Source organism: Paenibacillus sp. TSA_86.1 (assembly GCF_052691815.1).
Map to the genome: position 1 here is coordinate 130,185 of NZ_JBQZGE010000009.1, position 24,254 is coordinate 154,438.

General features: G+C 46.6%; 18 protein-coding genes. 12 read left to right on the top strand and 6 right to left on the bottom strand.

Annotated features, from left to right (window positions below; genetic code table 11):
- Window positions 1-26 precede the first annotated feature (26 nt).
- The 4 genes from ACUTVW_RS17920 to ACUTVW_RS17935 all read left to right on the top strand — a co-directional run bounded on the left by ACUTVW_RS17920 (window position 27) and on the right by ACUTVW_RS17935 (window position 4,413).
- On the top strand, window positions 27-1,034 hold the full coding sequence (locus ACUTVW_RS17920) for a glycosyltransferase (RefSeq protein WP_445647042.1): 1,008 nt from the start codon (window positions 27-29) through the stop codon (window positions 1,032-1,034).
- Window positions 1,031-2,428: a glycosyltransferase family 2 protein gene (locus tag ACUTVW_RS17925; RefSeq protein WP_445647043.1), complete on the top strand. Its 1,398-nt coding sequence runs from the start codon at window positions 1,031-1,033 to the stop codon at window positions 2,426-2,428. The genes ACUTVW_RS17920 and ACUTVW_RS17925 overlap by 4 nt, the downstream gene beginning before the upstream one ends.
- Window positions 2,391-3,743, top strand: a complete 1,353-nt coding sequence (locus ACUTVW_RS17930; RefSeq protein WP_445647044.1) for a glycosyltransferase — start codon at window positions 2,391-2,393, stop codon at window positions 3,741-3,743. The genes ACUTVW_RS17925 and ACUTVW_RS17930 overlap by 38 nt, the downstream gene beginning before the upstream one ends.
- Window positions 3,744-3,834: 91 nt before the next feature.
- Window positions 3,835-4,413: a DUF4256 domain-containing protein gene (locus tag ACUTVW_RS17935; protein WP_445647045.1), complete on the top strand. Its 579-nt coding sequence runs from the start codon at window positions 3,835-3,837 to the stop codon at window positions 4,411-4,413.
- A 101-nt stretch (window positions 4,414-4,514) separates the two neighbouring features.
- On the opposite strand, the gene ACUTVW_RS17940 is transcribed toward ACUTVW_RS17935, so the two are convergent.
- The gene (locus tag ACUTVW_RS17940) at window positions 4,515-5,366 is read right to left on the bottom strand and encodes a MerR family transcriptional regulator (RefSeq protein ID WP_445647046.1); all 852 of its coding nucleotides are present in this window, start codon (window positions 5,364-5,366) and stop codon (window positions 4,515-4,517) included.
- Window positions 5,367-5,497: 131 nt separating this feature from the next.
- Here ACUTVW_RS17940 and ACUTVW_RS17945 point away from each other — a divergent pair, with 131 nt between their 5' ends.
- Together ACUTVW_RS17945 and ACUTVW_RS17950 are read left to right on the top strand one after the other, a co-directional pair.
- The gene (locus tag ACUTVW_RS17945) at window positions 5,498-7,234 is read left to right on the top strand and encodes an ABC transporter ATP-binding protein (protein WP_445647047.1); all 1,737 of its coding nucleotides are present in this window, start codon (window positions 5,498-5,500) and stop codon (window positions 7,232-7,234) included.
- Window positions 7,227-9,044 (top strand): ABC transporter ATP-binding protein, encoded by a 1,818-nt coding sequence (locus ACUTVW_RS17950; protein ID WP_445647048.1) that lies wholly within the window; start codon window positions 7,227-7,229, stop codon window positions 9,042-9,044. Before ACUTVW_RS17945 ends, ACUTVW_RS17950 begins: the two co-directional genes overlap by 8 nt.
- Window positions 9,045-9,245: 201 nt before the next feature.
- Here the strand turns inward: ACUTVW_RS17950 and ACUTVW_RS17955 are convergent, their stop codons facing one another.
- Window positions 9,246-10,781: a carboxylesterase/lipase family protein gene (locus ACUTVW_RS17955; protein WP_445647049.1), complete on the bottom strand. Its 1,536-nt coding sequence runs from the start codon at window positions 10,779-10,781 to the stop codon at window positions 9,246-9,248.
- Window positions 10,782-10,983: 202 nt separating this feature from the next.
- Here ACUTVW_RS17955 and ACUTVW_RS17960 point away from each other — a divergent pair, with 202 nt between their 5' ends.
- Window positions 10,984-11,796, top strand: a complete 813-nt coding sequence (locus tag ACUTVW_RS17960) for an AraC family transcriptional regulator (RefSeq protein ID WP_445647050.1) — start codon at window positions 10,984-10,986, stop codon at window positions 11,794-11,796.
- 340 nt (window positions 11,797-12,136) lie between these two features.
- Here ACUTVW_RS17960 and ACUTVW_RS17965 read toward each other — a convergent pair whose 3' ends face one another.
- Both ACUTVW_RS17965 and ACUTVW_RS17970 read right to left on the bottom strand, forming a co-directional pair.
- Window positions 12,137-13,306, bottom strand: coding sequence for a glycoside hydrolase family 27 protein (locus ACUTVW_RS17965; protein ID WP_445647051.1), 1,170 nt, complete (start codon window positions 13,304-13,306; stop codon window positions 12,137-12,139).
- Window positions 13,307-13,676: 370 nt separating this feature from the next.
- A complete protein-coding gene (locus tag ACUTVW_RS17970) occupies window positions 13,677-13,757 on the bottom strand; it encodes a putative holin-like toxin (protein ID WP_353056773.1) in 81 nt (26 codons plus the stop codon).
- 207 nt (window positions 13,758-13,964) lie between these two features.
- Between ACUTVW_RS17970 and ACUTVW_RS17975 the strand changes: the two genes are divergently transcribed.
- On the top strand, window positions 13,965-15,137 hold the full coding sequence (locus ACUTVW_RS17975) for a DUF4317 domain-containing protein (RefSeq protein WP_445647052.1): 1,173 nt from the start codon (window positions 13,965-13,967) through the stop codon (window positions 15,135-15,137).
- A gap of 101 nt (window positions 15,138-15,238) precedes the next feature.
- Here ACUTVW_RS17975 and ACUTVW_RS17980 read toward each other — a convergent pair whose 3' ends face one another.
- Window positions 15,239-16,210, bottom strand: coding sequence for a helix-turn-helix domain-containing protein (locus ACUTVW_RS17980; RefSeq protein WP_445647053.1), 972 nt, complete (start codon window positions 16,208-16,210; stop codon window positions 15,239-15,241).
- A 177-nt stretch (window positions 16,211-16,387) separates the two neighbouring features.
- Here ACUTVW_RS17980 and ACUTVW_RS17985 point away from each other — a divergent pair, with 177 nt between their 5' ends.
- The 3 genes from ACUTVW_RS17985 (at window position 16,388) to ACUTVW_RS17995 (ending at window position 20,628) form a co-directional block, all read left to right on the top strand.
- On the top strand, window positions 16,388-17,407 hold the full coding sequence (locus ACUTVW_RS17985; protein WP_445647054.1) for a glycoside hydrolase family 88/105 protein: 1,020 nt from the start codon (window positions 16,388-16,390) through the stop codon (window positions 17,405-17,407).
- A 16-nt stretch (window positions 17,408-17,423) separates the two neighbouring features.
- Complete coding sequence (gene gnpA, locus ACUTVW_RS17990) at window positions 17,424-19,598, top strand: 1,3-beta-galactosyl-N-acetylhexosamine phosphorylase (protein WP_445647055.1); 2,175 nt, start codon at window positions 17,424-17,426, stop codon at window positions 19,596-19,598.
- A gap of 322 nt (window positions 19,599-19,920) precedes the next feature.
- Entirely contained in the window at window positions 19,921-20,628 is a 708-nt protein-coding gene (locus ACUTVW_RS17995; protein WP_445647056.1) for a DNA alkylation repair protein, read from the top strand.
- A 548-nt stretch (window positions 20,629-21,176) separates the two neighbouring features.
- On the opposite strand, the gene ACUTVW_RS18000 is transcribed toward ACUTVW_RS17995, so the two are convergent.
- The gene (locus ACUTVW_RS18000; RefSeq protein ID WP_445647057.1) at window positions 21,177-21,821 is read right to left on the bottom strand and encodes a hypothetical protein; all 645 of its coding nucleotides are present in this window, start codon (window positions 21,819-21,821) and stop codon (window positions 21,177-21,179) included.
- 630 nt (window positions 21,822-22,451) lie between these two features.
- Here ACUTVW_RS18000 and ACUTVW_RS18005 point away from each other — a divergent pair.
- Window positions 22,452-24,254: a histidine kinase gene (locus tag ACUTVW_RS18005; RefSeq protein ID WP_445647058.1), complete on the top strand. Its 1,803-nt coding sequence runs from the start codon at window positions 22,452-22,454 to the stop codon at window positions 24,252-24,254.

The window sequence follows — 24,254 nt, forward strand, 5'->3', positions numbered from 1 at the left end:
GAAAGCCAGGGAAAGGGGAAAAATCAATGAAGATACTCGTTGTCTCACGTGGAAACGGATTTGGACATGCGAAGCGCGATTTGCTTGTTGCCCAGCGGCTTATTCAGTTAAATCATGAGGTCATTATTGCGTCTTATTCCTCCGGATTTCAATATATACAGAGGGCGTATTCAGGCCCTCTGATTGATCTCGAACTGCCGTCTGCTGGCAGTAGTGCCGAGCGAATCCTGAAGTTGCTGGACTTAATACGCCGCATACAACCGGGCGGCATCGTGGTGGATGAAGAGCTACTTGTATTACCACTCGCCCGAAGTTTGGGCATCCCTACCTGCTTCATCACCAATTGGATGGAGGATGAACAGGAGACGCTTGGTTATCTGCATATGGCAGATCGAATCGCGATTGTGGATCAGCAGGAACACTGGCTGTTCCCTACATCGGACTCGATTCGGGAGAAGCTGCATTTTGTAGGCCCAGTGGTCGAGGTGCCTGAACGGACGGTGGCCAGAGAGAAAAAAATTATCATTACGTCAGGCTCAGCGACGATTGCAGACGTTCCCTTTTTCAAAAAAGCGATAGCGGATCTGAATGGGGAAACGGATTATATCAAGCTGGTGTACAGCGGCACATTGACCAGATCATTGCAGCGGCTCGGGGATGAAACGACACAGTTTATTGCTGACCCGGGCTCTTTTATGGACGAAGTGAGAGATAGCTCCCTGGTGGTGTGCAGAGGTGGTCATACAACGTTGTGGGAATTGGCTTCGCTGGGTGTACCCGCTATCGCGGTTCCCCGGCAGGAAGAAGTGAATCCCTATAATATTTTGTATGCCCGGCAGATGGGAGAGAGAGGTTATGTCCGGTGGCTGGAGGAGTCCGAGCTGGATCAAGGCCGGATTGCTACGTATGCGAGTGAGATTTTGCGTGGTCAGATACAGCTTCAAACCTATGCTTACGATGGTACAGCATTGGATCATCTGACCTCGTGCGTTCTGGAAAGCTTTTCACTTCAGCTTGCGGAGAAGCTGTTATGAACGTGACGGTCATCATCCCGGTGTATGGCAAACCGGATGTGTTACACCTGACTTTGCAAGCACTCGCTGGTCAGCATTACTCGGACTTTTCCGTCTGGCTGGTGGATCAGGGCGGAACGATTTCTTTTGAACCGCTCAGGGATGCCTTTGAGGACAAGCTGCGTATTCATTACATGGACACTCCGGCACATACAACGGTATCCGACAAACGAAACAGGGCGATTCGTGAATCCGCGGAGGATGTGGTTATCTTTTTGGATGCAGATACGATTGTGTGCGCTGACTTTGTTGGTGAACATATGGCCATGCAGCGTGCTGGGCATGATGTGGTGATTGGTTATATCTATGGGAAGAAGGGCATGCACCGGGAAGAGCTGAATTATGAGGGGAAGCTGGAGCTAGAAGCTTTTATGAGATGGTTCGAACATGAATCCGGGCGTATGCCAGACGAGCGTGAGAAATATTATAAGCCGGTGCAGGATCAGCTAATGTTATTGCAGTGGCCTTGGGCCGTATTCTGGTCAGGAAATATCTCTGTTTCCCGAGCAGCGTTACAGCGCGCAGGCGGATTTGAGCACAGGTTCAAAGGCTGGGGCATTGAGGATATCGAGGTCGGTTACAGACTTGTTCAATCAGGCTATACACTCCATTTAAGCCGGTCGGCTTGGGCTGTACATGTGCCACATGAAGTGGATGAGGCGAAGCGAATGCGGGATCAGGCGGTGAATGCCAGAATGTTTTTGCGAAAATATCCTGCGATGGAGATTGAATTATTCCTTCTCAAGCTGCATGACTGGAAGAAGGATTCAGTGACAGCTACAACCGCCGCGGCAAGCACAGCTACGGCCATAACCGACAGCCACGTAGAGGAAGAGGCCATGAGCCATGTGATGAAGACTGTTTTACAGAAGGTTACTTTAAGCTATGGTACTCACTTTTTATTGGTAGGTTATGACGCCGGACTGTTTGCCTTACCGCAAGTGAGCACACTGATCGACCCCAGAGAGATGAGCGAAGCACGAATGAACGTTTCCGGAAAAAAAGTCTACAGGCTTGCCGGGAGCTGCATGCCGTTTGATGCATTATCTTTCGACGTGTGTATCATCACTCCGGTGTGGACGATGTATAGACCGGAGATGATTCCTCATCTCCTCATGGAAGCGTTGAGAACCTCGTCTGTATGTTATTGCTTAAGCCCAAGGACGGAATTTCTTCCTCTGCTCGCAGTCCTCACTTCTTTGAAAAGGCTGGGCAGAAACATTGAATACAACATCGTGGATGTCATGCACCAAAATATGAAACTCGTCACGTTCACAGACCATGGGATCGTTCAAGTTCAGGAAGGGGGCATGTTAGATGACCAGGGGAGTCACCGTCATCATTCCTACATATAATCACTCCGATTTGCTGGAGCGCACGCTTGTATGCTTGAAGCATCAGGAAGCGGACACATCAGTATTTGAGGTCATTGTATGTGATGACGGGTCACGTGATCATACGAAGGATGTCGCCTGTTCCTTTGAAGACGATCTGGATCTGAGATACTGTTACCAGAAGGATTTGGGGTTTCGGGCAGGGACAGCGCGGAACATGGGGCTGCATCTGGCTAAACATGAAATATGTGTATTCCTGGATACCGGCGTACTGATCGGTGCGGATCTGATCCTTAATGTCATTCAATTTCATCAATGTCACGAACATACGGTTGGACTCGGCACGGTTCATGGCATGAATCAAAAGGATCACGAGCAACCGCTCGCCAAATACTTGCAAACCATTGCTTCCTCGGAGCATCCTGAAGCCTGTTTGCGGAATCCGATGCTGAAGGCTTATCCTGACTCCAGACAATTGCAGTTTGATTTTTATGAAAATGATCTGGATCGCAGTTCTGCCCCGTGGACGATGTTTTGGACAAGCATGGTCTCGGTGGAGACCCGTCTGCTGAGACAAGTGGGCGGATTCGATGAGTCGTTCCACGGCTGGGGACATGAGGATCTGGAGCTGGGTTACCGTCTCTGGAGGGCAGGATTTCATTTCCGGGCAGACCCTTCACTCCGTGCGTTACATTTGCCGCATGAGCAATTTAATCCGGTAGAGATGACTAGCCGAAAGAATCATCTGCATTTTGTGAAGCTACATCAGGAACTTCCGGTGGAGCTGTCCTATGTGAATGAAAACTTTATTTATGAAATGTTGCTTGCACAGTTTAATGTTGCAGATCAACACCTGCCGCAAGATTACGAAGATCTTGATCCGGCCCAACTTGGTTTGCAGGAAGAAGGCAGACATTTGGCAGTCGGGTATGTCACTCCGGCGTTTGCAGATAGATTAAATATCACCGATGTATTCGCATGTAATCAGAAGAATACCGAGATTATGCGCACACAGAGACCAGACATTCATACGGCCTACAAAGCAGGGTTTGTCAATTTTTGTGAAGAAGGTACGTACCAGACGGCAATCGTTACAGATATCTGGAAAGTCATTCCGCTTACACTGTTAGTCGTGTTTCTGGATGAGATGCTGCGGATTGCCAAACGAGTATATCTGCTGGATACAGCGGGGGTACAGCTCGAAAATCTACCTATTGTGGGGGAGCAGCTACCAATCGGATTTCATACGGAGTCTCTCGGGGGCACGAGCAAGACAGCGGTGTTTGGCATAACCCGGCTGGCTCAGCAGCTGGATGCCGAGGTAAACAACCTGTGAACGGGACAGGTTGTTTTTCGCTTTTATTTTCAATACAATCAGTAAGATCAGTGTAATACAAATTCCGATGATGAACCGGGGGAGAATGAGGATGACAACGAACTCCATTGAAAATGAAAAAGAACTGTCACCGGAACAACGTGATGAATTGTTCAAGGCATTAAAGACCCGTTTTGAAAAGAATATGAGTCGTCATCCCGATCTGGAATGGACTAACGTAGAGGATAAACTGGAAGCGCACCCGGACAAACTATGGTCACTGCAAGAGATGGAGAAAACCGGCGGCGAACCGGATGTTGTGGAGTTGGACAGTGAGACAGGTGAATATATCTTTGTAGATTGTTCAGCCGAAAGTCCCAAGGGTCGTCGCAGTGTGTGTTATGACCAGGCCGCACTGGACGCTCGCAAAGAGAACAAACCCAAACACAGCGCGGTTCAGATGTGCATCGAGATGGGCATTGATCTTCTAAGTGAGACTCAGTATCGGGAGCTGCAGCAGTTAGGAAACTTTGATCTGAAAACATCCAGCTGGGTAGTGACACCTGAACCTATAAGACAGCGGGGGGGAGCTATTTTTTGCGACCGCCGTTACGATACCATTTTTATGTACCATAATGGCGCGGAGTCTTATTACGCTGCAAGAGGTTTCCGTGGTATGTTAAGGGTATAAATGAAATCTAGATTGCAGTAGGTTAGATGAAATAGGGCAGTCCCAACTATAATAAAAGGAACGATTCGGCAGGCTGCGAATGGTTCCTTCTTTGATTTGAATTAAGTTAAGTTAAGTCGAGTTATATCTTCATTGTCGCTCGGCTTCTCAATTTGCACCATAACCCGAACCAGGTAATCCTCCGCATGCTGCAACACAATCTCATCCTGCATGTAATCCTCGTAGGCATTACCCTTAATGACATACTGTTTCTTTTCAATATAATCAAAGATTTGCGGAAAAAACTTCTCGGTATCTCCATAGTCGGCTCTGGCATAAGACACCAGATAGAATCCTTCCGGCATATACGCCTGTTCATGATGCTCTGTGGTCATATAGCTGTACATATGAGAGATCATATCTCCATCCTTGCGTAGCAGATCCGCTTTGGGGATGATGACTCCGCCGGGATAACCGAGTGGTGCATGTTCCTTGTTCAAACGCATTCGAAAATCCTCCCATAGTTCCTCAGGAAACTCCTTTTTGGATGAGTAGATGCGGCGGCTCAGCAACAAAGGGGTTTCGGGTTGCCAGATGACATGCATTTGGCTGGTGTCCAGGTGCATGGATTGCTCTAAATTTTCCGCACGCTGAATAATCATTTGTTTCGCCTGAGTCAGTTTGGCAATCTGCAGCTGCAGATTTTCTTCCTGTTTGCGCAACAGTTGAAGGGTGGTTTCCGGAGAACGATCACCGAGATGCTGCTGAATTTCCTCCAGGGACATGCCCAGCTCTTTGAAAATATGAATAACGCCGATCGTTTCAAACTGGCTGTGACTGTAAAAGCGATAACCATTATCTGCAACATAGGCAGGCTTGAACAGACCAATGCGGTCGTAGTAAATGAGGGTTTTGCGCGAAACCTCGGACAGCTTGGAAAAAGCGCTAATGGACAACATTTCATTGGGATGCATGCGTACCTCCAGATCCAAAAAAGGTGATTGACTGTATAGTTACTATACAGTTTATAATACAGCTGTTCTGATCGACGGTCTACTTTTTAGATCGCAGATCAGGGTGTTTATTTTAGATGAGGAGAATGCTTATGGTCAGGAAATTACTGCAAAGTGTACGCGAATATAAAAAGGATACGTGGCTGACGCCCTTGTTTTTGCTAGGTGAAGTGGCTATGGAAGTTATTATTCCGCTGTTTATGGCTGAATTGATCGACCAGGGGATCACGGGAGGCCAGATGAATCAGGTGACCAAGTATGGCTTGATTCTGGTGTTGTTTGCCTTGGTGTCTCTGGTCTTTGGAGCGCTGGCGGGTAAGCATTCTGCGATTGCGATGTCGGGGTTCGGAAAAAACTTGCGTTACGATCTGTTCCGTCATGTGCAGCAGCTGTCGTATTCCAATATGGACAAATTCTCAACCTCAGGGATCGTCACCAGGCTGACGACGGATATTACGCATGTGCAAAATGCATTTCTGATGATTATCCGGATTGCCTTCCGCAGCCCGGTCATGATGATTTTTGCAACGATTATGACGTACCGCATCAGCCCGGCTATCGCAACGTGGTTCGTGATTGTTATACCCGTGCTGGCGATTGGCATGGTGATCATCATGAAGTATTCTTTTCCGATATTTGAGCGTGCCTTTGACAGTTACGATGATCTGAATAAAGTTGTTCAGGAAAACGTACGCGGCATCCGGGTTGTGAAATCCTATGTGCGAGAAGAACGTGAGGTATCCAAGTTTCAGGTCGTATCCCAGCGAATATTTGCACAGATGGCCAAGGCAGAACGCATTCTGTCGTATGAACTTCCACTGATGCAAATTGTGATGTATGCCGTGATGCTGATGATCTCATGGATTGGCGCCAAACTGGTTGTGGGCGGAAACATGACCACCGGGGAGCTTACGAGTGTATTCGCGTATTCCATGCAAATTCTAATGAGTTTGATGACACTGGGCATTGTTGTCATTATGGTTGCCATTGCTCGCGCTTCGGCGGGGCGGATTAATGACCTGTTAAGTGAACAGCCAGATATCACCAGCCCCGAATCACCAGTTACAGAGCTGCACAGTGGAGAGATTGAATTCCGCAATGTGTCCTTCCGTTACTCAGGAAAAGCCGAGAATTATGCCCTGTCTGGCATCAATCTGCGAATGGCTTCGGGACAGACGATTGGTATTATTGGGGCTGCGGGCAGTGCAAAATCCACCTTGGTGCAACTGATTCCACGTCTGTATGATGTCAGTGAGGGTGAAGTGCTTGTCAGTGGAGTCAATGTGAAGGAATACGATCTAAGTTTGCTTCGCAGCCAGGTCGCGATGGTATTGCAAAAAAACGTCCTGTTTGAAGGCACGATTAAGGAGAACCTGCGTTGGGGCAGTGAACATGCTACCGATGAAGAGTTGATTGAAGCGTGCAAAGCGGCGCAGGCACATGAGTTTATTTCCACGTTTCCGGATGGATATGACACTCATTTGGCACAAGGCGGTACGAACGTTTCGGGAGGTCAGAAGCAGAGACTGTGTATTGCCAGAGCTTTGCTCAAAAAACCGAAGATTCTGATTCTGGATGACTCTACCAGCGCGGTAGATACACGGACCGACGCGTTAATTCGCAACATTTTCAAAGAAAGCATACCGGATACAACCAAAATTATCATTGCCCAGCGTATTGCATCTGTGGAAGATGCCGATCAGATTGTAGTGCTGGATGAAGGCAAGATGGTAGATATCGGAACCCATGAGGAACTGCTGGGTCGAAATACAATTTATCAAGAGGCTTATTATACACAGACGAAAGGCGGTGAAGCACTGGATGGATAACATTCAATATGGCCGGACGATAAAACGTCTGCTAACCTACTTTAAATATTACAAATTCAGAACGACACTAGCGCTGATCCTGGTGCTGGTGAGTTCTGCCGTCTCTGTTGCTTCAGCGGCCTTTCTGCGATTGCTGATCGACGACTTTATTACGCCGCTACTTGGAAATCAAAATCCAGTATTTGATGCCTTGTTACAGGCTTTAATCATTCTGGCTGTGATCTATGCTGCTGGAGTCATCAGTACATTTGTCTCGAAACGGCTGATGATTACCGTCTCACAGCAGATTATGAAGAGGATTCGTGACCGCTTATTCGATCACATGCAGAAGTTGCCGATTAAATATTTTGACCGTAAAGCCCACGGGGATATTATGAGTCATTACACGAACGATGTGGATACGCTGAACATGATGCTGACGGATGGATTGCCCCAGCTGTTGTCCACTGCCGTGACAGTGGTGGTCGTTCTCGGTACGATGTTGTTTCTGGATGTGCCTTTAACGATCGTGGTTGTGTTAGGTGCACTCGCGATGCTTTGGGTTACCAAAACCGTCGGTACCAAGGCAACCGAGCATTTTTTTCAGCAACAGGAGTCCATCGGGATTGTGGATGGATATATCGAGGAGATCATTCATGGGCAAAAGGTGGTGCAGGTGTTTGGTCGCGAGCAAAAAGCGATGGAACAATTCGCACATCTGAATGATAAATTGTTTGACGACTCGGCGACAGCTAACAAATATTCGAATATCCTCATGCCAATCAATGAGAATCTGTCGACATTAATCTACGTGCTTGTGGCTATTGCGGGCGGAGCTATGTCCATATCGGGCTGGAACGCCGGTCTGAGTCTGGGGATTATTGCAGCTTTTTTGAGTTTATCCCGTAATTTCACAATGCCGATTGCCGAAATCTCCTCGCAGGTCAGCATGTTTGTCGTAGCTGTTGCAGGGGCTCAGCGGATATTTAACATGATGGATGAACAGCCTGAGGCAGATGAAGGCCGTGTGACCTTGGAGAAAAACAAGGATCAGGCCGGATGGGTCTGGAAACTGGAGGACGGAACAAGCGTTGTTCTGAAAGGCAAAGTGGAGTTTAAGGACGTCAGCTTTACGTATGACGGAAAGAAACAAGTGCTCCAGAATATTACGTTATATGCCATGCCTGGACAGAAACTCGCATTCGTAGGCGCAACGGGTGCGGGCAAAACTACCGTATCCAACCTGCTCAATCGTTTCTACGATATTACAGAAGGCGAGATCATCTATGATGGCATTAATATTCAGCGAATTCGAAAAGCGGATTTGCGGCGTTCTCTGGGAATTGTCCTGCAGGATACCCATCTGTTCTCGGGTACGGTAGCTGAGAATATTCGATACGGAAGGCTGGAGGCCAGTGACGATGAGGTGATCCAGGCTGCGAAGCTGTCGTATGCGGCGAGTTTTATTGAACGTCTGCCTGATGGGTATGAGACCCGGCTGGATGGCAACGGCAATGGACTGTCACAGGGGCAGAGTCAACTGCTGGCGATTGCCAGGGCAGCGATTGCGAGTCCGCCGGTCATGATTCTGGATGAGGCCACTTCATCCATCGATACACGTACCGAAGCGCTGGTTCAGAAGGGCATGGATAATCTGATGCAGGGCAGAACGGTATTTGTCATTGCACACCGTTTATCCACCGTGCGGAACTCCGATGCCATTATGGTCATGGAACATGGTCACATCAAGGAACGTGGTGACCACAAACAGCTGCTAGCAGCGAAAGGTACGTATTATCAATTGTATACTGGAGCTTTTGAGTGGGATTAATGGGACTGATCCAGAGAGTACTCTGGCAAAACAACAACAGCGGAATAGTGAAATAGAAATAGACAAGACCAAAAGAGCCTCGCGCATATTGCGAGGCTCTTTTTTTGTAGGACAGATACTTGCTGAAGGAAGAAGCAGATATGCGATTAAGACGGATGCTCCGATGCTTGTTCAAGAACCATGTGGTGTACATCGTCTGCATCAAACGACAGGTTCATTCTGCTTTTTAAAATACTGCCCAATGATCAATTCAAGCACAGGTTCCGGTACGGCACGCTGCAGCTGGGCCAGATCACCAAATTCCATACGATAAGGCTGCTCGGTACTGCCCGGAATCCAGTAGGGTAGAGGTTTACCGGTGGAATCCAAGCCGTTAGGATCACCTGTCGTAATAAAATTCGATAGATAATTACACATCTGGCGTGCGAGATCATAATGTTTGCCCGTGAAAGGGCGCCAGCATTTGGCAAGCGTTTCGAAAAAGAACCACAGATCGACGGAATGGAACGTGCCTGGCTGATCCCAGCCTGGAATCTCTGCATCAAAATTATAATAATAGAGCGGAGTCTCTGACGGATGACCACTATTCGAGCGGATTACCAGCTGAATCGCATGTTCAATCATACGCACAGAAGCCCGCTGCAAGGTATGATCCAGATCGCCGTTATCGGCTTCACATCGCTCTAAAAAGACAGAAGCATCCTCACCAAATAGCTCAATCGCCATCTGTTTCAGTTCCTCCACACTGCTTACCGCAGGCTTGGTCCAGAATTCAGATGACGTATGCCCAAGCATGACGGGCACGAGTTCACGCTTATGCTGCATGAACCGGGTGAACGGATCACCTACGCAGAACTGATCATCAATGACCGTTCCCCAGAAGCTTCGATATTCCAGAATTTTATCCCGTAAAGTGACGGCATCCAGCTGTCTGGCTTCCTCCAGTGAAGATACGCCTAGAAAACGGAAAAATTCAACGCCTTTCTGCTCGGCATCCCGCAGTGTGCTGCGAACAGCAGGTACAGGTACGTTCGGGTACAGCTCGGTTGCAATCCCACTCATGATGACAGCTCGCTGGAAGAGGTTTTTGTTTTGCGGAGAAGTCATCTGACTAAGAACACTGCCACCGCCAGCAGACTGTCCCCCAATTGTAATTTGATCCGGGTCACCGCCAAACGCAGCAATGTTACGTTTCACCCACGCTGTTCCTGCCTGCTGGTCCAGATGCCCAAAATTCGCTGGTGCGTGCGGAGACTCGGCACTGATCTCGGGGTGACAGAGGAAGCCAAACGCATTCAGGCGGTAATTGATCGTAACTACGACAATGCCCCTCCGAGCAATACGCTCACCGTCAAATTCCATCTCGGCCGTGTGACCGACTTGGAGTCCACCACCGAAATACCAGACAAAGACAGGCAGCTTCTCATCCGTTCGCTTGGCAGGTGTCCATACATTTAAATACAGACAATCCTCATTCATCGGCAGGTCGGGATCAACAGCCCATTCTCTTGTGTAGATGTTATTATCGTCGATGACAGTTGGCGCTTGCATGGAGGTTGGCGCAAAATCAAAGGCTTGCAGGACGCCCTCCCAATCGGATGCAGGCTGCGGCGCACGCCAGCGGTTTTGACCTACCGGGGGAGCAGCGAACGGGATACCTTTGAAGCTTGTAATACGAGGGTCTGCGGCAGGCAGTCCCTGAACTTGACCATTTTCGACCGTAACAGTTCTAAGCAACACAACATTCTCCTCTCTGAATTGAACATCATTAATATATGTCGATCCAAGATGTTTGTGGTTGCGCTTACAATTATGTTGGGTGATGTGCCCTCTATCTCTATCATAAGCAACTTGAAGCGTTGTTTCCAGCATCGAAATTAAACCAATAACCACTCATAATGATATATAATGACTGTTATCACAAATGGAGGTGCTGGGAGTGGACTCATTATGGCGAGACGGGAGCAGGGCGAGCCAGATTTATTTTATCAGCGGCGGACATAAACCGGTCAATCTTCACCAGTGGGGACCCGGCGTGCGTGACGTCTATGCACTGCATTTTATCATTCGAGGGCAGGGCACACTGGAAACCGGAGGCCAGCATTTTCAGCTGGGTGCCGGAGAGAGTTTTATCATTTTTCCGCAAAAGGAAATCTATTACTACCCCGACCCGTCGGACCCGTGGGAGTACGTATGGATCGAGTTCAGCGGACGAGACGCGGGGCGATTCGTGGATTTGACACAACTATCGGTTAAGCACCCTGTACTGCCAGTCGCACCGGTAACGATGGAGCCATGGTTTCATTTGGCCTGGAATGCAGGTGCATCACCAAGCGAAGTACTAAGAGCGGATGCACGCTTGCAGCTGTTACTTTCCTATTACATGGAATTTTTCCCGAGCGATCAGGAGGAAGTTAGAGATGACGTGTGGCTGGCGAGAACCTATATTGAGCAAAATTACTGGCAATCGTCCTTAACGGTGGCAGAGATTGTACAGGCCGTGAATCTGGAGCGAAGCTATTTATTTCGCAGATTCAAAGAAGCCACAGGTCAATCGGTGTCCGCGTATATCACGGCATGCCGCATCCGGCGTGCCCGCGAGCTGCTGAAGTCATCCCAATTGTCCATTCAATCCATAGCATATTCGGTGGGATATAATGATCCGCTTTATTTTTCCAGAGTATTCAAAAAAGCAACATCACATACGCCATCAGCCTACATGATGTTGCACCAGAAACAAGCAAAACATTAGGCTAAGATAGCTTCGGATCAGTACGCGAGTGAGTCGGTACGACGCTAAAAGCAATTGAAGGGTTATTCTGTCATCGGAGTGGACTGTGTAAAATCTTCAGTTCAGCTTATATAGTCAGACAGATTACAGATCGGGATTAGCGAAAAAGAGCACAATTTCCGGACTCGCGGAAGTATCGAATCAGCTTTTCAATCGGCTCCCGCCCGCAATTCAACTTCACCCCAAGACAATCAATGCAGACATATTGCTGGGCTGTTAACGAGACTAATTTCAGATAGATGCCGACATCGTCGGAAGTGAGCGGAACCTGACAGGTGGTGCACAGCCGGCTTTGCACCATTTATTTCACCAGCTTGGCCCGTACGATCAGACAATCATGAGCCGCCACTACGGGCGCATAACGTTCGCGGAATACACCCAGCTCCTTATGCTCCCAGCAGTCATAGAGGGACAGAGAGTAACCTGATGCGTAAGGCAGTCCCATATCCCAGAATTGCAGGGAGAGTTCGCGCTGGCTGTCGCTCAGATTGAAGAAACCAATCGCCAGATCACCGCCCGTAAGCACCTTCACCAGCATGAATACATCATCGGTATGGAACCATTGCGGCTCAGGTTTGATGCGGTAAGCCCCGCGTGCCTCTGCATCCTGATTGATCGCAAGCAGATCGGTGTTTAGCAAAATGTCCTTGGTGACCTGATTGGCTTTGCGCACATCACATCCGATCATGAGGGGTGAACCCATCATCGACCAGAGCGAGAAATGGGTTTTGTATTCCATATCGTTGCAGCCGCCGATGCTGCCGATAAAGTCATTGTTACTGCCGCCATACATACCTACGATAAGCATATCCATGTCGTTGTGGCAGAACGAACCCGTGTAGCTTTGTTTTCCTAGCTGTGAAAGGGCCAGTTCTTTGACCGAATTCCAGTTGTCGCGGATATCTCCGGTGGAACGGTACATATGTGCACCCGATTCACGAATCCATTCATAGACATTGTCCTCTCCCCAGTTGCAGGCGGAGAAAAGAATATCACGGCCGCAGTTTTTGAGCGCAAGACTCATGCGTTTGTAGAGTAGCTCACCAGATATATGACGTGGCTTGAAGCAGTAGTCATATTTTAAATAATCCACGCCCCACTCGGCGAATAACGCCGCATCCTGAAACTCATGCTCGAAGCTGCCTGGATAACCGGCACACGTATGGGTACCGACACAGGAGTACATGCCAAACTTCAGGCCTTTGTCGTGGATATAATCTGCAAGCGCCTTCATTCCACTCGGGAATTTGGCAGGGTCAACGACCAAGTTTCCTTCCGCATCCCGCTCCTTCAAGCTCCAGCAATCGTCAATGACAATATACTCGTATCCGGCATCCCGATATCCCTCCGATACAAAGACATCGGCAACATCCCGAATCAACTGCTCATTGATATCCCACGTAAACGTATTCCATGAATTCCAGCCTAACGCAGGGGCAAATCCCATTAATGCATTTGTGTTAGCGCTCATGATTTGGCTCGCTTCCTTCCTCGTCCTGTTTTTTGAAAATAACGTAATTTCATCTTTTCCGTGCTTTAAATAGGGGGATTAATGATCATAAATAACTATCATGAACTTAACGGATTAAGGGCGTTTTAACCATAGCTTCACGTTGCTTGGACATGGACATATGTTGTTTAGGTTAATCAATTGAAAGGAAGTGAGCTGGGAATCAATGGTGCTGTACCAATTGAAATATCAAATCACCATGTTATAATAAGGGCAGAAAGAGCCGTGCGCTAACACGACTCTCCATGCAATAGCCGCTTTTAAGGGCGGTGGGCTTTCAAGCAGAGGTACGAATCAATTGGTAGACCGCATCCTTAGCTGGGGGGGCGGTCTACTTGTCTTTATTGGACAGTAGTGCTGTAATAAGCAAACCAAAGGTAAGCATCAGCATCAAGGATTCAAATACTGTCACAAGGCATCACCGAGTTGAACCGCTAACAAGCAAATACAGTTTAAGTATGAACCGTCTAAAAAACGCGCCTATAAAGGTGTGTTTTTTGCTGTTTTACAGCGCTATGTCCTGTACAAAACCTCTAACATTAAACCTCCTTCTGGCGAAGCTTTTTTTTATCGTTTATACTTGTAAAGCCAATTTACTTGAGGAGTTGTCTAACGAATCATGAATAAAAAAGAAGTCGCGCACATTCGCAAACAATTCAAGCTGGATCACGACCTGCTGAATATTTACGACATCCTGAATGTCTATATTACGAGAGAGACCAATGAAGTCTATCACTGGGAACGCCACCCGTTTGAACTGGTGGATCGGGAGAAACAAGAGTTATACATGGGCAATTTCAAAAAATTGCTTACAGGTGAACTCGATCAGAAACTGTTCGAACTGAAATTCCAGGAAGAAGCGGAGGAGCCGGCACAGGTCATGCTTCACCAAGCGCTGGTTACGGGTGACCCGGATGAGTGGCAGGATCTTATGCTCACACTCGTGGAGCGTATGATGGCCGATGCCAAATATGAACGGGATATGGTCGTTACGTTTATCAAAGGGCAGTATTATCTGCCAACCCAAGCGAGGAATGAAGCAACGGAGGAAAGCGAGAAAAATGAGGTGTTCGCTCATCCCTTCATCCTGTGCAGCATGAATTCCACGGAGAAACAGCGGAAGACGATGCTGTTTGATTATGTGGAAAGGGAATTTAAATATAACATCATCGTTGATCCGATCATCAAATTGAGTACGCCTGAGCAGGGATTCCTGTATCCAAGCGTGACGGACAACTATTCGGATGTAAACCGTGTGCTGTACTGCACCGGTAAATCCAATTTCCCGGATCCTCATTTTGTAGAAAATGTGCTTAATGGTGAGCGCTCTGTAACGGCACTGGAGGAGCGGGCGATATTCGAAGATATCGTCAAAGAGATAACGGGTGAGCAGATGGATGCCACCACGCTGGCCCATGTGTATGAAGAGATTAACCGGGTCATTGAAGTGAACGAGGAATCACATGAGGAAGAGCCGCCTAAACTGGATTACAAAGATGTGGAACGTCTGCTTACGGCGAGCGGCGTGGAAGAACTGACCACCGAGAAGGTGGAGCGTGCTTTTGAGACGATCGTAGACAATAAAAACTATGAGCTTAAGGCAAACAGTGTGATGCCGAAGTACACTTCCAAATCCATCAAGATTGATACCAAGGTGGCTACCATCTCCATCAGTCCGCAGGATCTCAAATATGTGAGACAAGTCAATTATCAAGGAAGACGTTGTATCATGATCGAAGTGGATGAAGATGCGGTAATTGAGGGATTCACGCTTGCAACGGAGAATCTGTAAAAGTAATTTAAAATTATACGGAGCAGAGGATTAAATGAAACAAAACTAAACGTTCAAAAAGCCCGGAAGTCATGAATGACTTTCGGGCTTTTTGATGCACATTACACCCAGCCGGTAAATGCCAGAATGGATGCTTTGGCAGATTGGGCTTCCATATGAGCTCCTGTCCGCCATGCTTTCGGTGACTCGCCTATTAATCTGGCGAAGCAGCGGTTGAAGCTGGAGATGGATCTGAAACCGACCTGCTCGGAGATCGATAGCACGGAGGCATCGGTACTTTTTAATCGTTTGCAGGCCTCTTCTACACGTGTGCTGTTCAGGAAATCAAGCGGTGTCGTGCCCATAATCTCTTGAAATTTACGGCGAAAATGGGTGGTGCTCAGATGACACAGCTCTGCAAGCTCGTCAATCGTCACCGGCATCATATAACTTCTCGTGATAAACTCCAGGGCCGGAGATATAACAAGATCATGCTGACGGTTCTGAAGCTCCGTTTCTTGTGGTTGTTCCAACTGATTTGGATCTCGGCTGTGGATGTTCTCATCGCTCGATTGAATACGCAGCAATTCGATATACAGCGACATTAACAACCCGTATGCACTTTCCCGGTAGAAAGGGGACTGACGCTGAATTTCTTCCACAATCGATATTGCCAGCGTATATACCTTTGGATATTGATCTTTATGTAACACACAACGGCTTGCTTGAATTGCGCGCAGATTCGGTTCCATGGTAGTCTGCGGCATTTTTAATGAATGTTGAAACAGCTCTTCCGGTGAAAAAAAGAGATAAGCCCACCTGCTTGCCGTATTAGGTGAACTATAGGTGGTATGGGGCAGATAACGAGGCAGAAATGTGACGTCTCCGGCTCGGAAAGGAACACGTTCTCCTTTAATCTCCATCACACCTCCATCCGAATAACAGATGCCGATCTCCATATGGTTATGGAAATGCAGATGTTTACTCTTGATATCAGAGATTTTCCAGCGCTCCCCGCTGAGCAGTAGAACAGGAAAATCAATGGGCAAGCTATAGTGACGGTATTCAATGACAGGTTTCTTCGGTTTGGGCATGTTCGGCTGCTCCCATTCGTCGGATTATAAATGATCGAAATTGCGCAGTTTTGTTGCGAATATGCTTAGATGCAAACTATTTTACTGCGTACAATGAAATAAGTAAAGCGTTTACATCACAGGGCGGTCACTTCTTGTACTCAATTAGAGAAGTGTGCGTATGAGAGGGGAAGTTCAATGCTGCAAGTGAAATACGACCGTGAACTTATTTTAAAGGTGATTCAGAACGTAACAAGCAAAACACTGGATATGGATCTGACTTGGGATTGGCCATGCGGCGTAGCCTATTACGGGGTATCGCGAGCCTATCAGACGACAGGGGATCAAGAGATCCTGGACAGGCTGGTGAAGTGGACGGATGAATATATAGAGCTCGGCTTGCCTAGCTGGACGGTGAATACATGTGCGATGGGGCATGTGCTGATCACGTTATACGAAGAGACCGGGGATCAGAAGTATTGGGATATCGTGATGAGCAAGGTGGACTATCTGCAAAATCATGCGCTCCGCTTTGGCGACCGCGTGCTGCAGCACACGGTGTCGACATCGAATGATTTTCCCGAACAAGCTTGGGCAGATACGCTGTTTATGGCTGCTTTTTTCCTGCTCCGGGTGGGCAGCAAGCTGCAAGACGAAGCAATGATTCAGGATGCCCTGAATCAGTATTACTGGCATATCAAATACCTCCAAGATCCTGGCACAGGCTTGTGGTACCACGGTTATAACAACGTAAACAAGGACCGAATGTCCGGATTTTACTGGGGACGGGCGAATGCGTGGGGCGCTTACACCATGTCACAAGTGAAACCGCAGCTTAAAGAGTGGTACTTGTATCCACAATGTATGGACGTAGAGTGTTCCTTGCGCGATCAGCTTGCGGCTCTCAAGTTGCTGCAGACGGAAAACGGCTTGTGGCGTACCGTGCTGGATGATCCGGAATCGTATGAGGAAGTTTCCGCGTCGTGCGGTATTGCCGCAGCTATGATCAATAACGGGAACCCGCTGCATACGAAATATGTGCAGAAGGCGCTGCAAGGCGTTTTGAGCCATATCAGTGAAGACGGGCGTGTGTTAGGAGTATCCGGTGGAACGGCTGTAATGAAGGATCGCGATGGGTACCGCAACATTCCGAAGGATTGGAGCCAAGGTTGGGGACAAGGACTGGCACTCGCATTTCTGTCAGACATGTTGAGATAAGGGGGAGGAAACCGAATTGCCGAAAACAACCAAAGGCTCGTTCACTTTACCGGGAGAATCGGGTTACGAAGCGTTAACGCTGGAACTGGCCAAACGGTGGGGAGCGGATGTCATCCGTGACAGTGACGGGACCAAGTTGTCGGATGAGATCATTCAGGCAGGTTACGGCATTTATTCGACCATCTGCATCATCCGGGATCATAATGAGTGGGCATCGAGGAATTCCGATAAGCTGCAGCAATGTTTTCTGGTTACCCAGCCCAAGGTGGCTGTGCAGGATTATATCTCCATCTATCTGATGGAGGACTTTTTTGCCGAACAGTTCAGAGTGAACGATTCGAAGGAAGCGCTGAAGTATTGGCAGGTGTACGATCGTACGACCGGACAGGAAGTGCCGAGAAGCCAGTGGAATTACGAAAGGGAAGCCGGAAACGTGGTCATTACCGGCATTACGTCTTGGCATAAATACACGGTAAGTTTCATGGTTTATCGCATATGGGAAGAGATCTCCATGTATAACCATACGACCAACCACTGGGATAAGGAGCACCTAATGCAGATCGACCCAATCTATGCGGACACGCAGGCCTATCTGCTGGATTGGATGGAAAAGTGGTGCGTTGCTCACCCGGAAACAACGGTTGTTCGATTTACGTCGCTTTTCTATAATTTTGCCTGGATCTGGGGCAGTGATGAGCGGAACCGCCATTTGTTCTCGGACTGGGGCTCCTATGATTTCACGGTGAGTTCAAGAGGGCTCGATTTATTTGCTGAAAAATATGGCTATGCACTCACAGCAGAGGACTTTGTAAATGGCGGGAAATACCAGGTCAGCCATATGCCTGCGGGGCAGCGTAAGCTGGACTGGATGGCGTTTATCAATGATTTTGTCATTGATTTTGGCCAAAAACTGATTGATATCGTGCATCAGCATGGCAAGCTGGCCTATGTATTTTACGATGATAGCTGGGTCGGCATGGAGCCTTACAATGACCGCTTTGAAGAGTTTGGCTTCGATGGCATGATCAAATGTGTGTTCTCTGGCTATGAGGCCAGAATGTGTTCAGGCGTCAAGGCTGAAACACATGAAATTCGCTTGCATCCTTATCTATTCCCTGTCGGGTTAGGTGGATTACCTACCTTCAAGGAGGGAGGGAACCCAACGCTTGATGCCAAAAACTACTGGATTAACATCCGGCGCGCATTGTTGCGCGAGAAAATCGACCGGATTGGCCTGGGTGGATACCTGCATTTGGTAGAGCCTTATCCTGATTTTGTGGAATATATCGAGAAGGTCGCGGATGAGTTCAGGGAGATCAAAGAGCTGCATCAGGCCGGTCAGCCGGTTCAGCTTCAGACCCGGGTAGCGGTGCTCCATAGCTGGGGCCGATTGAGATCGTGGACGTTGTCTGGACATTTCCATGAGACGTATATGCATGATTTGATTCAGGTAAATGAGGCGTTATCCGGGCTGCCGGTAGACGTAAGGTTTATCGATTTTGAAGATATTCGCCAGGGTGTGCTGAACGAGGTGGATGTGGTCATTAATGCGGGCAGGGCAGGTTCTGCATGGAGCGGCGGCGAGCATTGGCATGACACGGCATGTGTGGATCTGCTTACTCGTTGGGTACACGAAGGAGGTACGTTCATTGGCATCAACCAGCCGTCGGCGGTGGAGGGTTATGATACCTTTTTCCGGATGGCTCATGTGCTTGGGGTGGATGAGGATACAGGTGCGCGCGTGGTGCATGGAAAATGGGCCTATGATGTGCAGGATCGGCATGGGCTTATGCCGGAAGGTGCAACAGTGAGAGGTAAGCCGCAACTCTATCTAACCGATGGAACGGCTGAGGTAGTACAGGAAATAGAAGGCGAAATTGCGTTGTCTGTACATGCTTTTGGCAAAGGAAAGGGAATCTATCTGTCTTCGTTCGAATTCAGCTGGGCGAATGCAAGACTGCTGCTGAATCTGATCCGCTTTGCAGGTAACGAGCAGCATAATACGAAGTATATTACGGATAATGTGCTTACCGAATGTGCGTATTATCCCGAGAGTGGCAAGTTGGTTGTGATTAACAACAGTGATCAAGCACAGACGACGACGATTGACACGGAGCATGGGATGCAGACGTTGCATATTGCTCCATTTGATACAATGATTACCCGGATTGGAGCGCAGGCTTCGGTGTAACATCAGCTACTTTCCAGGTTGTACAGTTATCGGCGTTGCCGTGTAAATGAATCGTTCGACACAGTATAGCTCAAGGCTTGTAGCGCATACGCTGCAAAGCTTTGGGCTTTTTGCTATAACCGATGCAGCACTTTATTGCTGGATGTCATACGTTACATGTATGGGCATACGCCCTGATGTGCTAGACTGATAAAAAGTATTTCAAACTTGAAGCTATGTATAGCGCAAGTTGCTTTAAATTACGATGAGACGAAACGATTCATTTACACAGATGTCCTTGGCTTGTCCGTGTAAACTTAATCCTTCCAAAGGAGCTACTCACATGAATGTAAACGAGGTTATGCAAGAACTTGAGGCTTTGGGCAAGGAACGTACGAAAAAGATCTATCTGGCGAGTGGTGCGCATGAACCCTTGTTTGGTGTTGCTACAGGAGCCATGAAACCGATGGCGAAGCAAATCAAGAAAAATCAGCCGCTTGCTGAGCAATTGTATGCAACAGGCAACTATGATGCCATGTATTTTGCAGGTGTTATCGCTGATCCGAAAGTGATGAACCATGCCGATTTTGATCGCTGGATGGATGCGGCGTATTTCTACATGGTGTCTGATTATATTGTTGCTGTAACTTTAGCGGAGACGAATATTGCCCAAGAGGTCGCAGACACCTGGATTGCTAGCGGAGAAGAGCTGCGAATGTCCGGTGGATGGAGCTGTTACTGCTGGCTTTTGGGTAGCCGTAAAGATACCGAGTTTGAGGAAAGTAAACTTAGACAGATGCTGGAGCAGGTAGAACAAACGATTCACAGCGCGCCTGAACGGGCAAAAATAGCCATGAATCTATTTATCTATACGGTCGCCATGTCTTACGTTCCGTTGCATGAGCTAGCGGTGGAAACGGCCAAAAGGGTTGGTCCGCTTGAAGTAGGTCTGGGCAAGCCGAAAAGCAAGCAGATCAGTGCTTTCGACAATATTCAAAAAGCGCTGGATCGCAATCAGCTCGGTTTCAAACGTAAATATGTAAGATGTTAGTCCGAAACGTGTATTCCATTATCACTATGGCACGCAAAATTATTGAAAATAGCCATAATTTCAAGTATTTTATGGCTGTCTACATATCAAAATAATACTGAAAATCATATAAGAATCACATTTCCTGCAAAACTCATATTTTTATGATGTCTGAGAAATGCTTTGTGATTTTTTAACGTGAGTAAATATTTTGAGTGTGGTCTTTGCATCATCATGACCTACTCTTTCCATGATTCTCTTTAAATCCACCCCAGTTATAGTACTTTGAGAGTATCCTTTGTCAAAAAGTTCATTAAGCATATTTTGATGCACAGAATATTAAATGTGATTAGCCCCAGACTCGGATCGCTGTCTGGGGCTAATTTCCTATTCTTTATCTAGATGTTTTTTGTGTTTCTTTCTAATTATATCAATTGAAAAAATTACAATTGTTATAAGAATAGAATGAACAACAGGCTTAATGTAACTTGGGTCATTGTAGATAAAGTAAGCGAGTATAAAGTTTAATATAAAAGTAATTAAGTACCCAAAAATAGTATCATCTCATTTCAGAACCAAGGTTCAACTACACTAGACTTTCTTGCGTCGTGTTCAATGTTACCGCCAGTATGATTAGAATTAGCTGTAACTCTGATTTCTTTCAAAATTTCATAGTCTCCAATAAAATTACCATTTTCAGTAAAAAAACCTGGCCCTAATGCTCTGTAGTAGTATTTAATAGAAATAAATAAGTTCTCTTTGTTGGATGTAACGAAATAGTAAACCCCAAAGCCTCCAATTGCCGCAATACTTATTTTCCATGGATCAGGAATGAATTTCCCTTTAGCCCATTCAACGACGGCTGCTCCTAAAGCAGTTTTTGTTGCTGCTTGGAACTTTTCTGAAGTATAAATATCATAATTTTTCATATGTGTATATGGAGTTGGGTAAGTAGCAGCGAGGCTATTTTTGGACTCTGTTCTGAACTCTGTATTAAGTAATTTGTTTACAGTAGCAATAGCTTCAGGTGTAATTTCACTTAACTTAAGAGTACCATCTTGAATTTGATAGTCAATATTATTTTGTTCTAAAATATTGATTACTCGTTCATCAAGAACAGGAGAAACCTTCTCGTTGTTTTCTGCAGATGCTGCTAGGGGAACACTTGATACCAATAAACAAATTGTAAGAAAAACAGTGAAAATCCTTCTCATTTGAAAGCTCCTTTTAGTAGTTTAATGGTAGTATTGGAGTTGGCCAACTCAAATCTTCTCTCATTATACTTTTTTTGAAAAAAATGTATACACTCATTATGTAAAAAAATTGAAAATAAATTTTATTTTTTAAGGGTTTTGTGGTATCTACGAATAGTTTATGTAAACATAGGTGATTACGATTAGTTTATACTTTAAGGGGCACGCTGACATACATATGGAAAGACCGATCAATTAGCCGGTCTCTTTTCTTAGCTTTCCTTTGGAATCACAAGATAACAATTAACGACATTTTCACCCAAAACTGAATATTTGTGACGATAATTATCGGTGTTATACCAAAATGTGTACAACACACCTGAGAATTTGATATCAACAACAACTACTTTGATATAATCCTTTCATACCAAACAAGATTCGTATCTGTTTTGAGAAGATTGGATACGACTGAAAATCACATAAAAATTCACAATCTCTGCGGATGTGTACGAATGAAATTATTAAAATAAGACTGAAAAGGGGGTGTAATTATAGCCACACGAATGTTATAGACTTCAAATGAGACATTATCACCATGGCTCGTTATAATGGTGGTAATGGATGACACGGGTGGGGGAGACAACAGCGGACATGAAACGCAAGTTAAACTGTAAGCGCATTCAGATGCTGGATGATTGGAGTCTTAGAACGAAGTTATACATATTGTTTATTTTTTGTGTGCTGGTTCCGGTACTTGCAACGAATGCGGTATTTTATCAAAGCATCAAGGGACAGATTGAAGGCAAAGAGCAGAGCCGGATCAACGAAATGCAGCAACGGATTCGCTTTAATCTGCGGAATAGCTTGGACAACAGCTTGTACGTATCCAATTTTTTGTACACGGACGCCACGCTCAATCGGTTTATGGAGTCCAAATACAACAATCAGGAAGATTATTATTTTGCATACTATGATATGCTGAGCGGCAACAATCTGGTTCGTTATTATTACAGTTACCAGCAAGTGAATCAGGTGACGTTTTATGTGGACAACGATACGTTCGTAAATGGTGGCAACTTCATCAAGTTGAACGATGATATCCGCAAGAGTGAATGGTATCAAGCACTGATGAATACGGATGATCAGATGATGATCTATTCCTATTTTGACAAGCAACAGGCAGAGATGTCGCAGAGTCAGGGTGGTCGTAAGGTTAGCATTATTCGCAAGCTTGATTATTTCGGGAAACAGCAAGTAGAGAAAGTGTTAAAAGTAGACCTCGACTACGCCTTTATTAACAAGTCATTCAAGAATGAAGGAGCGGGCGCAAAAATATATATCGTTTCGAATGACCGGATTATTTTTTCCAATGATGCACAGATGAATCAGGCGCGGAAGCCGTTTCACCTGATGTCGAGTATGGCGAAGGATGCAGGGCAATCAGCGGAATTGATCCCGGTTGTATCGGAAAACTGGCAAATTATCGTGCGTGGAGAGAAACTCGATTTTCTGACGGAGATTGTGGATTCCAGATTTAATCTGATGCTGCTGATTATTCTTAATCTGTTGGTGCCGACACTGCTCATCTGGCTAATCTCCAGATCCCTCGTTCACAGAGTAGGCCGGATTGCCAAACATCTGGATCAGGTTAAACAGGAGCAATTCGAGGTCATTGCAGAACCCGCGGGCAAGGATGAGATCGGCAGCCTGACCCATAGCTATAACATGATGGTCATTAAGATCAGGAATCTGATCGAGATTGTGTTCAAAGGACAGGTCGAACGGCAGGCGTTAGAGCTTTCGAAGAAACAAGCTGAATTGAAGGCACTGCAGAGCCAGGTCAATCCACATTTTATGTTTAACACCCTTGAAACGATCCGCATGCGCAGTCTGATCAAGGATGAGCTTGAAACCTCTGACATTATTCAGAAGCTGGCGCTGCTGTTACGGCAAACGATTAATTGGGGCAACGATCTCGTTACCATTCAGGATGAGATTCGTTTTGTCGAGAGTTATCTGGTGATTCAGCAATACCGCTTTGGCGAGAAACTTCAATTCGTTATTAACGTTGAGGATGCAGACATTTGGGAAATCAAGATTCCCAAGCTGACCGTACTGACATTTGTAGAGAATGCTTGTATACATGGTATTGAGGGCAGTTTGAATGATGGTGTGGTGGAAGTAGAGTTCCAGAAAAAGAATGACCAATTGCACATCCTCATCCACGATACGGGGGTCGGTATGGAGGATGAAAAGCTGGCTATGCTTCGAAATATGCTACTTGATCCAAGTCTGGAGCGGCTTAGCGAGCTGAGCAGTATTGGGGTGATGAATGCATATATTCGGCTTCGGATGTATTTCGATGAACGTGTGCAAGTAAGCATTGACAGTGAAAGGTACAAGGGGACTACGATTCGCATACAGATTCCGCTTGTGCAAGCATCTCAGGGATAA

Bases quoted from the DNA above. Each gene is read 5' to 3' on its own strand.
- ACUTVW_RS17920 (WP_445647042.1), top strand. From the start codon at position 27: ATGAAGATACTCGTTGTCTCACGTGGAAACGGATTTGGACATGCGAAG.
- ACUTVW_RS17925 (WP_445647043.1), top strand. From the start codon at position 1,031: ATGAACGTGACGGTCATCATCCCGGTGTATGGCAAACCGGATGTGTTA.
- ACUTVW_RS17930 (WP_445647044.1), top strand. From the start codon at position 2,391: ATGACCAGGGGAGTCACCGTCATCATTCCTACATATAATCACTCCGAT.
- ACUTVW_RS17935 (WP_445647045.1), top strand. From the start codon at position 3,835: ATGACAACGAACTCCATTGAAAATGAAAAAGAACTGTCACCGGAACAA.
- ACUTVW_RS17940 (WP_445647046.1), bottom strand. From the start codon at position 5,366: ATGCATCCCAATGAAATGTTGTCCATTAGCGCTTTTTCCAAGCTGTCC.
- ACUTVW_RS17945 (WP_445647047.1), top strand. From the start codon at position 5,498: ATGGTCAGGAAATTACTGCAAAGTGTACGCGAATATAAAAAGGATACG.
- ACUTVW_RS17950 (WP_445647048.1), top strand. From the start codon at position 7,227: ATGGATAACATTCAATATGGCCGGACGATAAAACGTCTGCTAACCTAC.
- ACUTVW_RS17965 (WP_445647051.1), bottom strand. From the start codon at position 13,306: ATGAGCGCTAACACAAATGCATTAATGGGATTTGCCCCTGCGTTAGGC.
- ACUTVW_RS17975 (WP_445647052.1), top strand. From the start codon at position 13,965: ATGAATAAAAAAGAAGTCGCGCACATTCGCAAACAATTCAAGCTGGAT.
- ACUTVW_RS17980 (WP_445647053.1), bottom strand. From the start codon at position 16,210: ATGCCCAAACCGAAGAAACCTGTCATTGAATACCGTCACTATAGCTTG.
- ACUTVW_RS17985 (WP_445647054.1), top strand. From the start codon at position 16,388: ATGCTGCAAGTGAAATACGACCGTGAACTTATTTTAAAGGTGATTCAG.
- ACUTVW_RS17995 (WP_445647056.1), top strand. From the start codon at position 19,921: ATGAATGTAAACGAGGTTATGCAAGAACTTGAGGCTTTGGGCAAGGAA.
- ACUTVW_RS18000 (WP_445647057.1), bottom strand. From the start codon at position 21,821: ATGAGAAGGATTTTCACTGTTTTTCTTACAATTTGTTTATTGGTATCA.
- ACUTVW_RS18005 (WP_445647058.1), top strand. From the start codon at position 22,452: ATGAAACGCAAGTTAAACTGTAAGCGCATTCAGATGCTGGATGATTGG.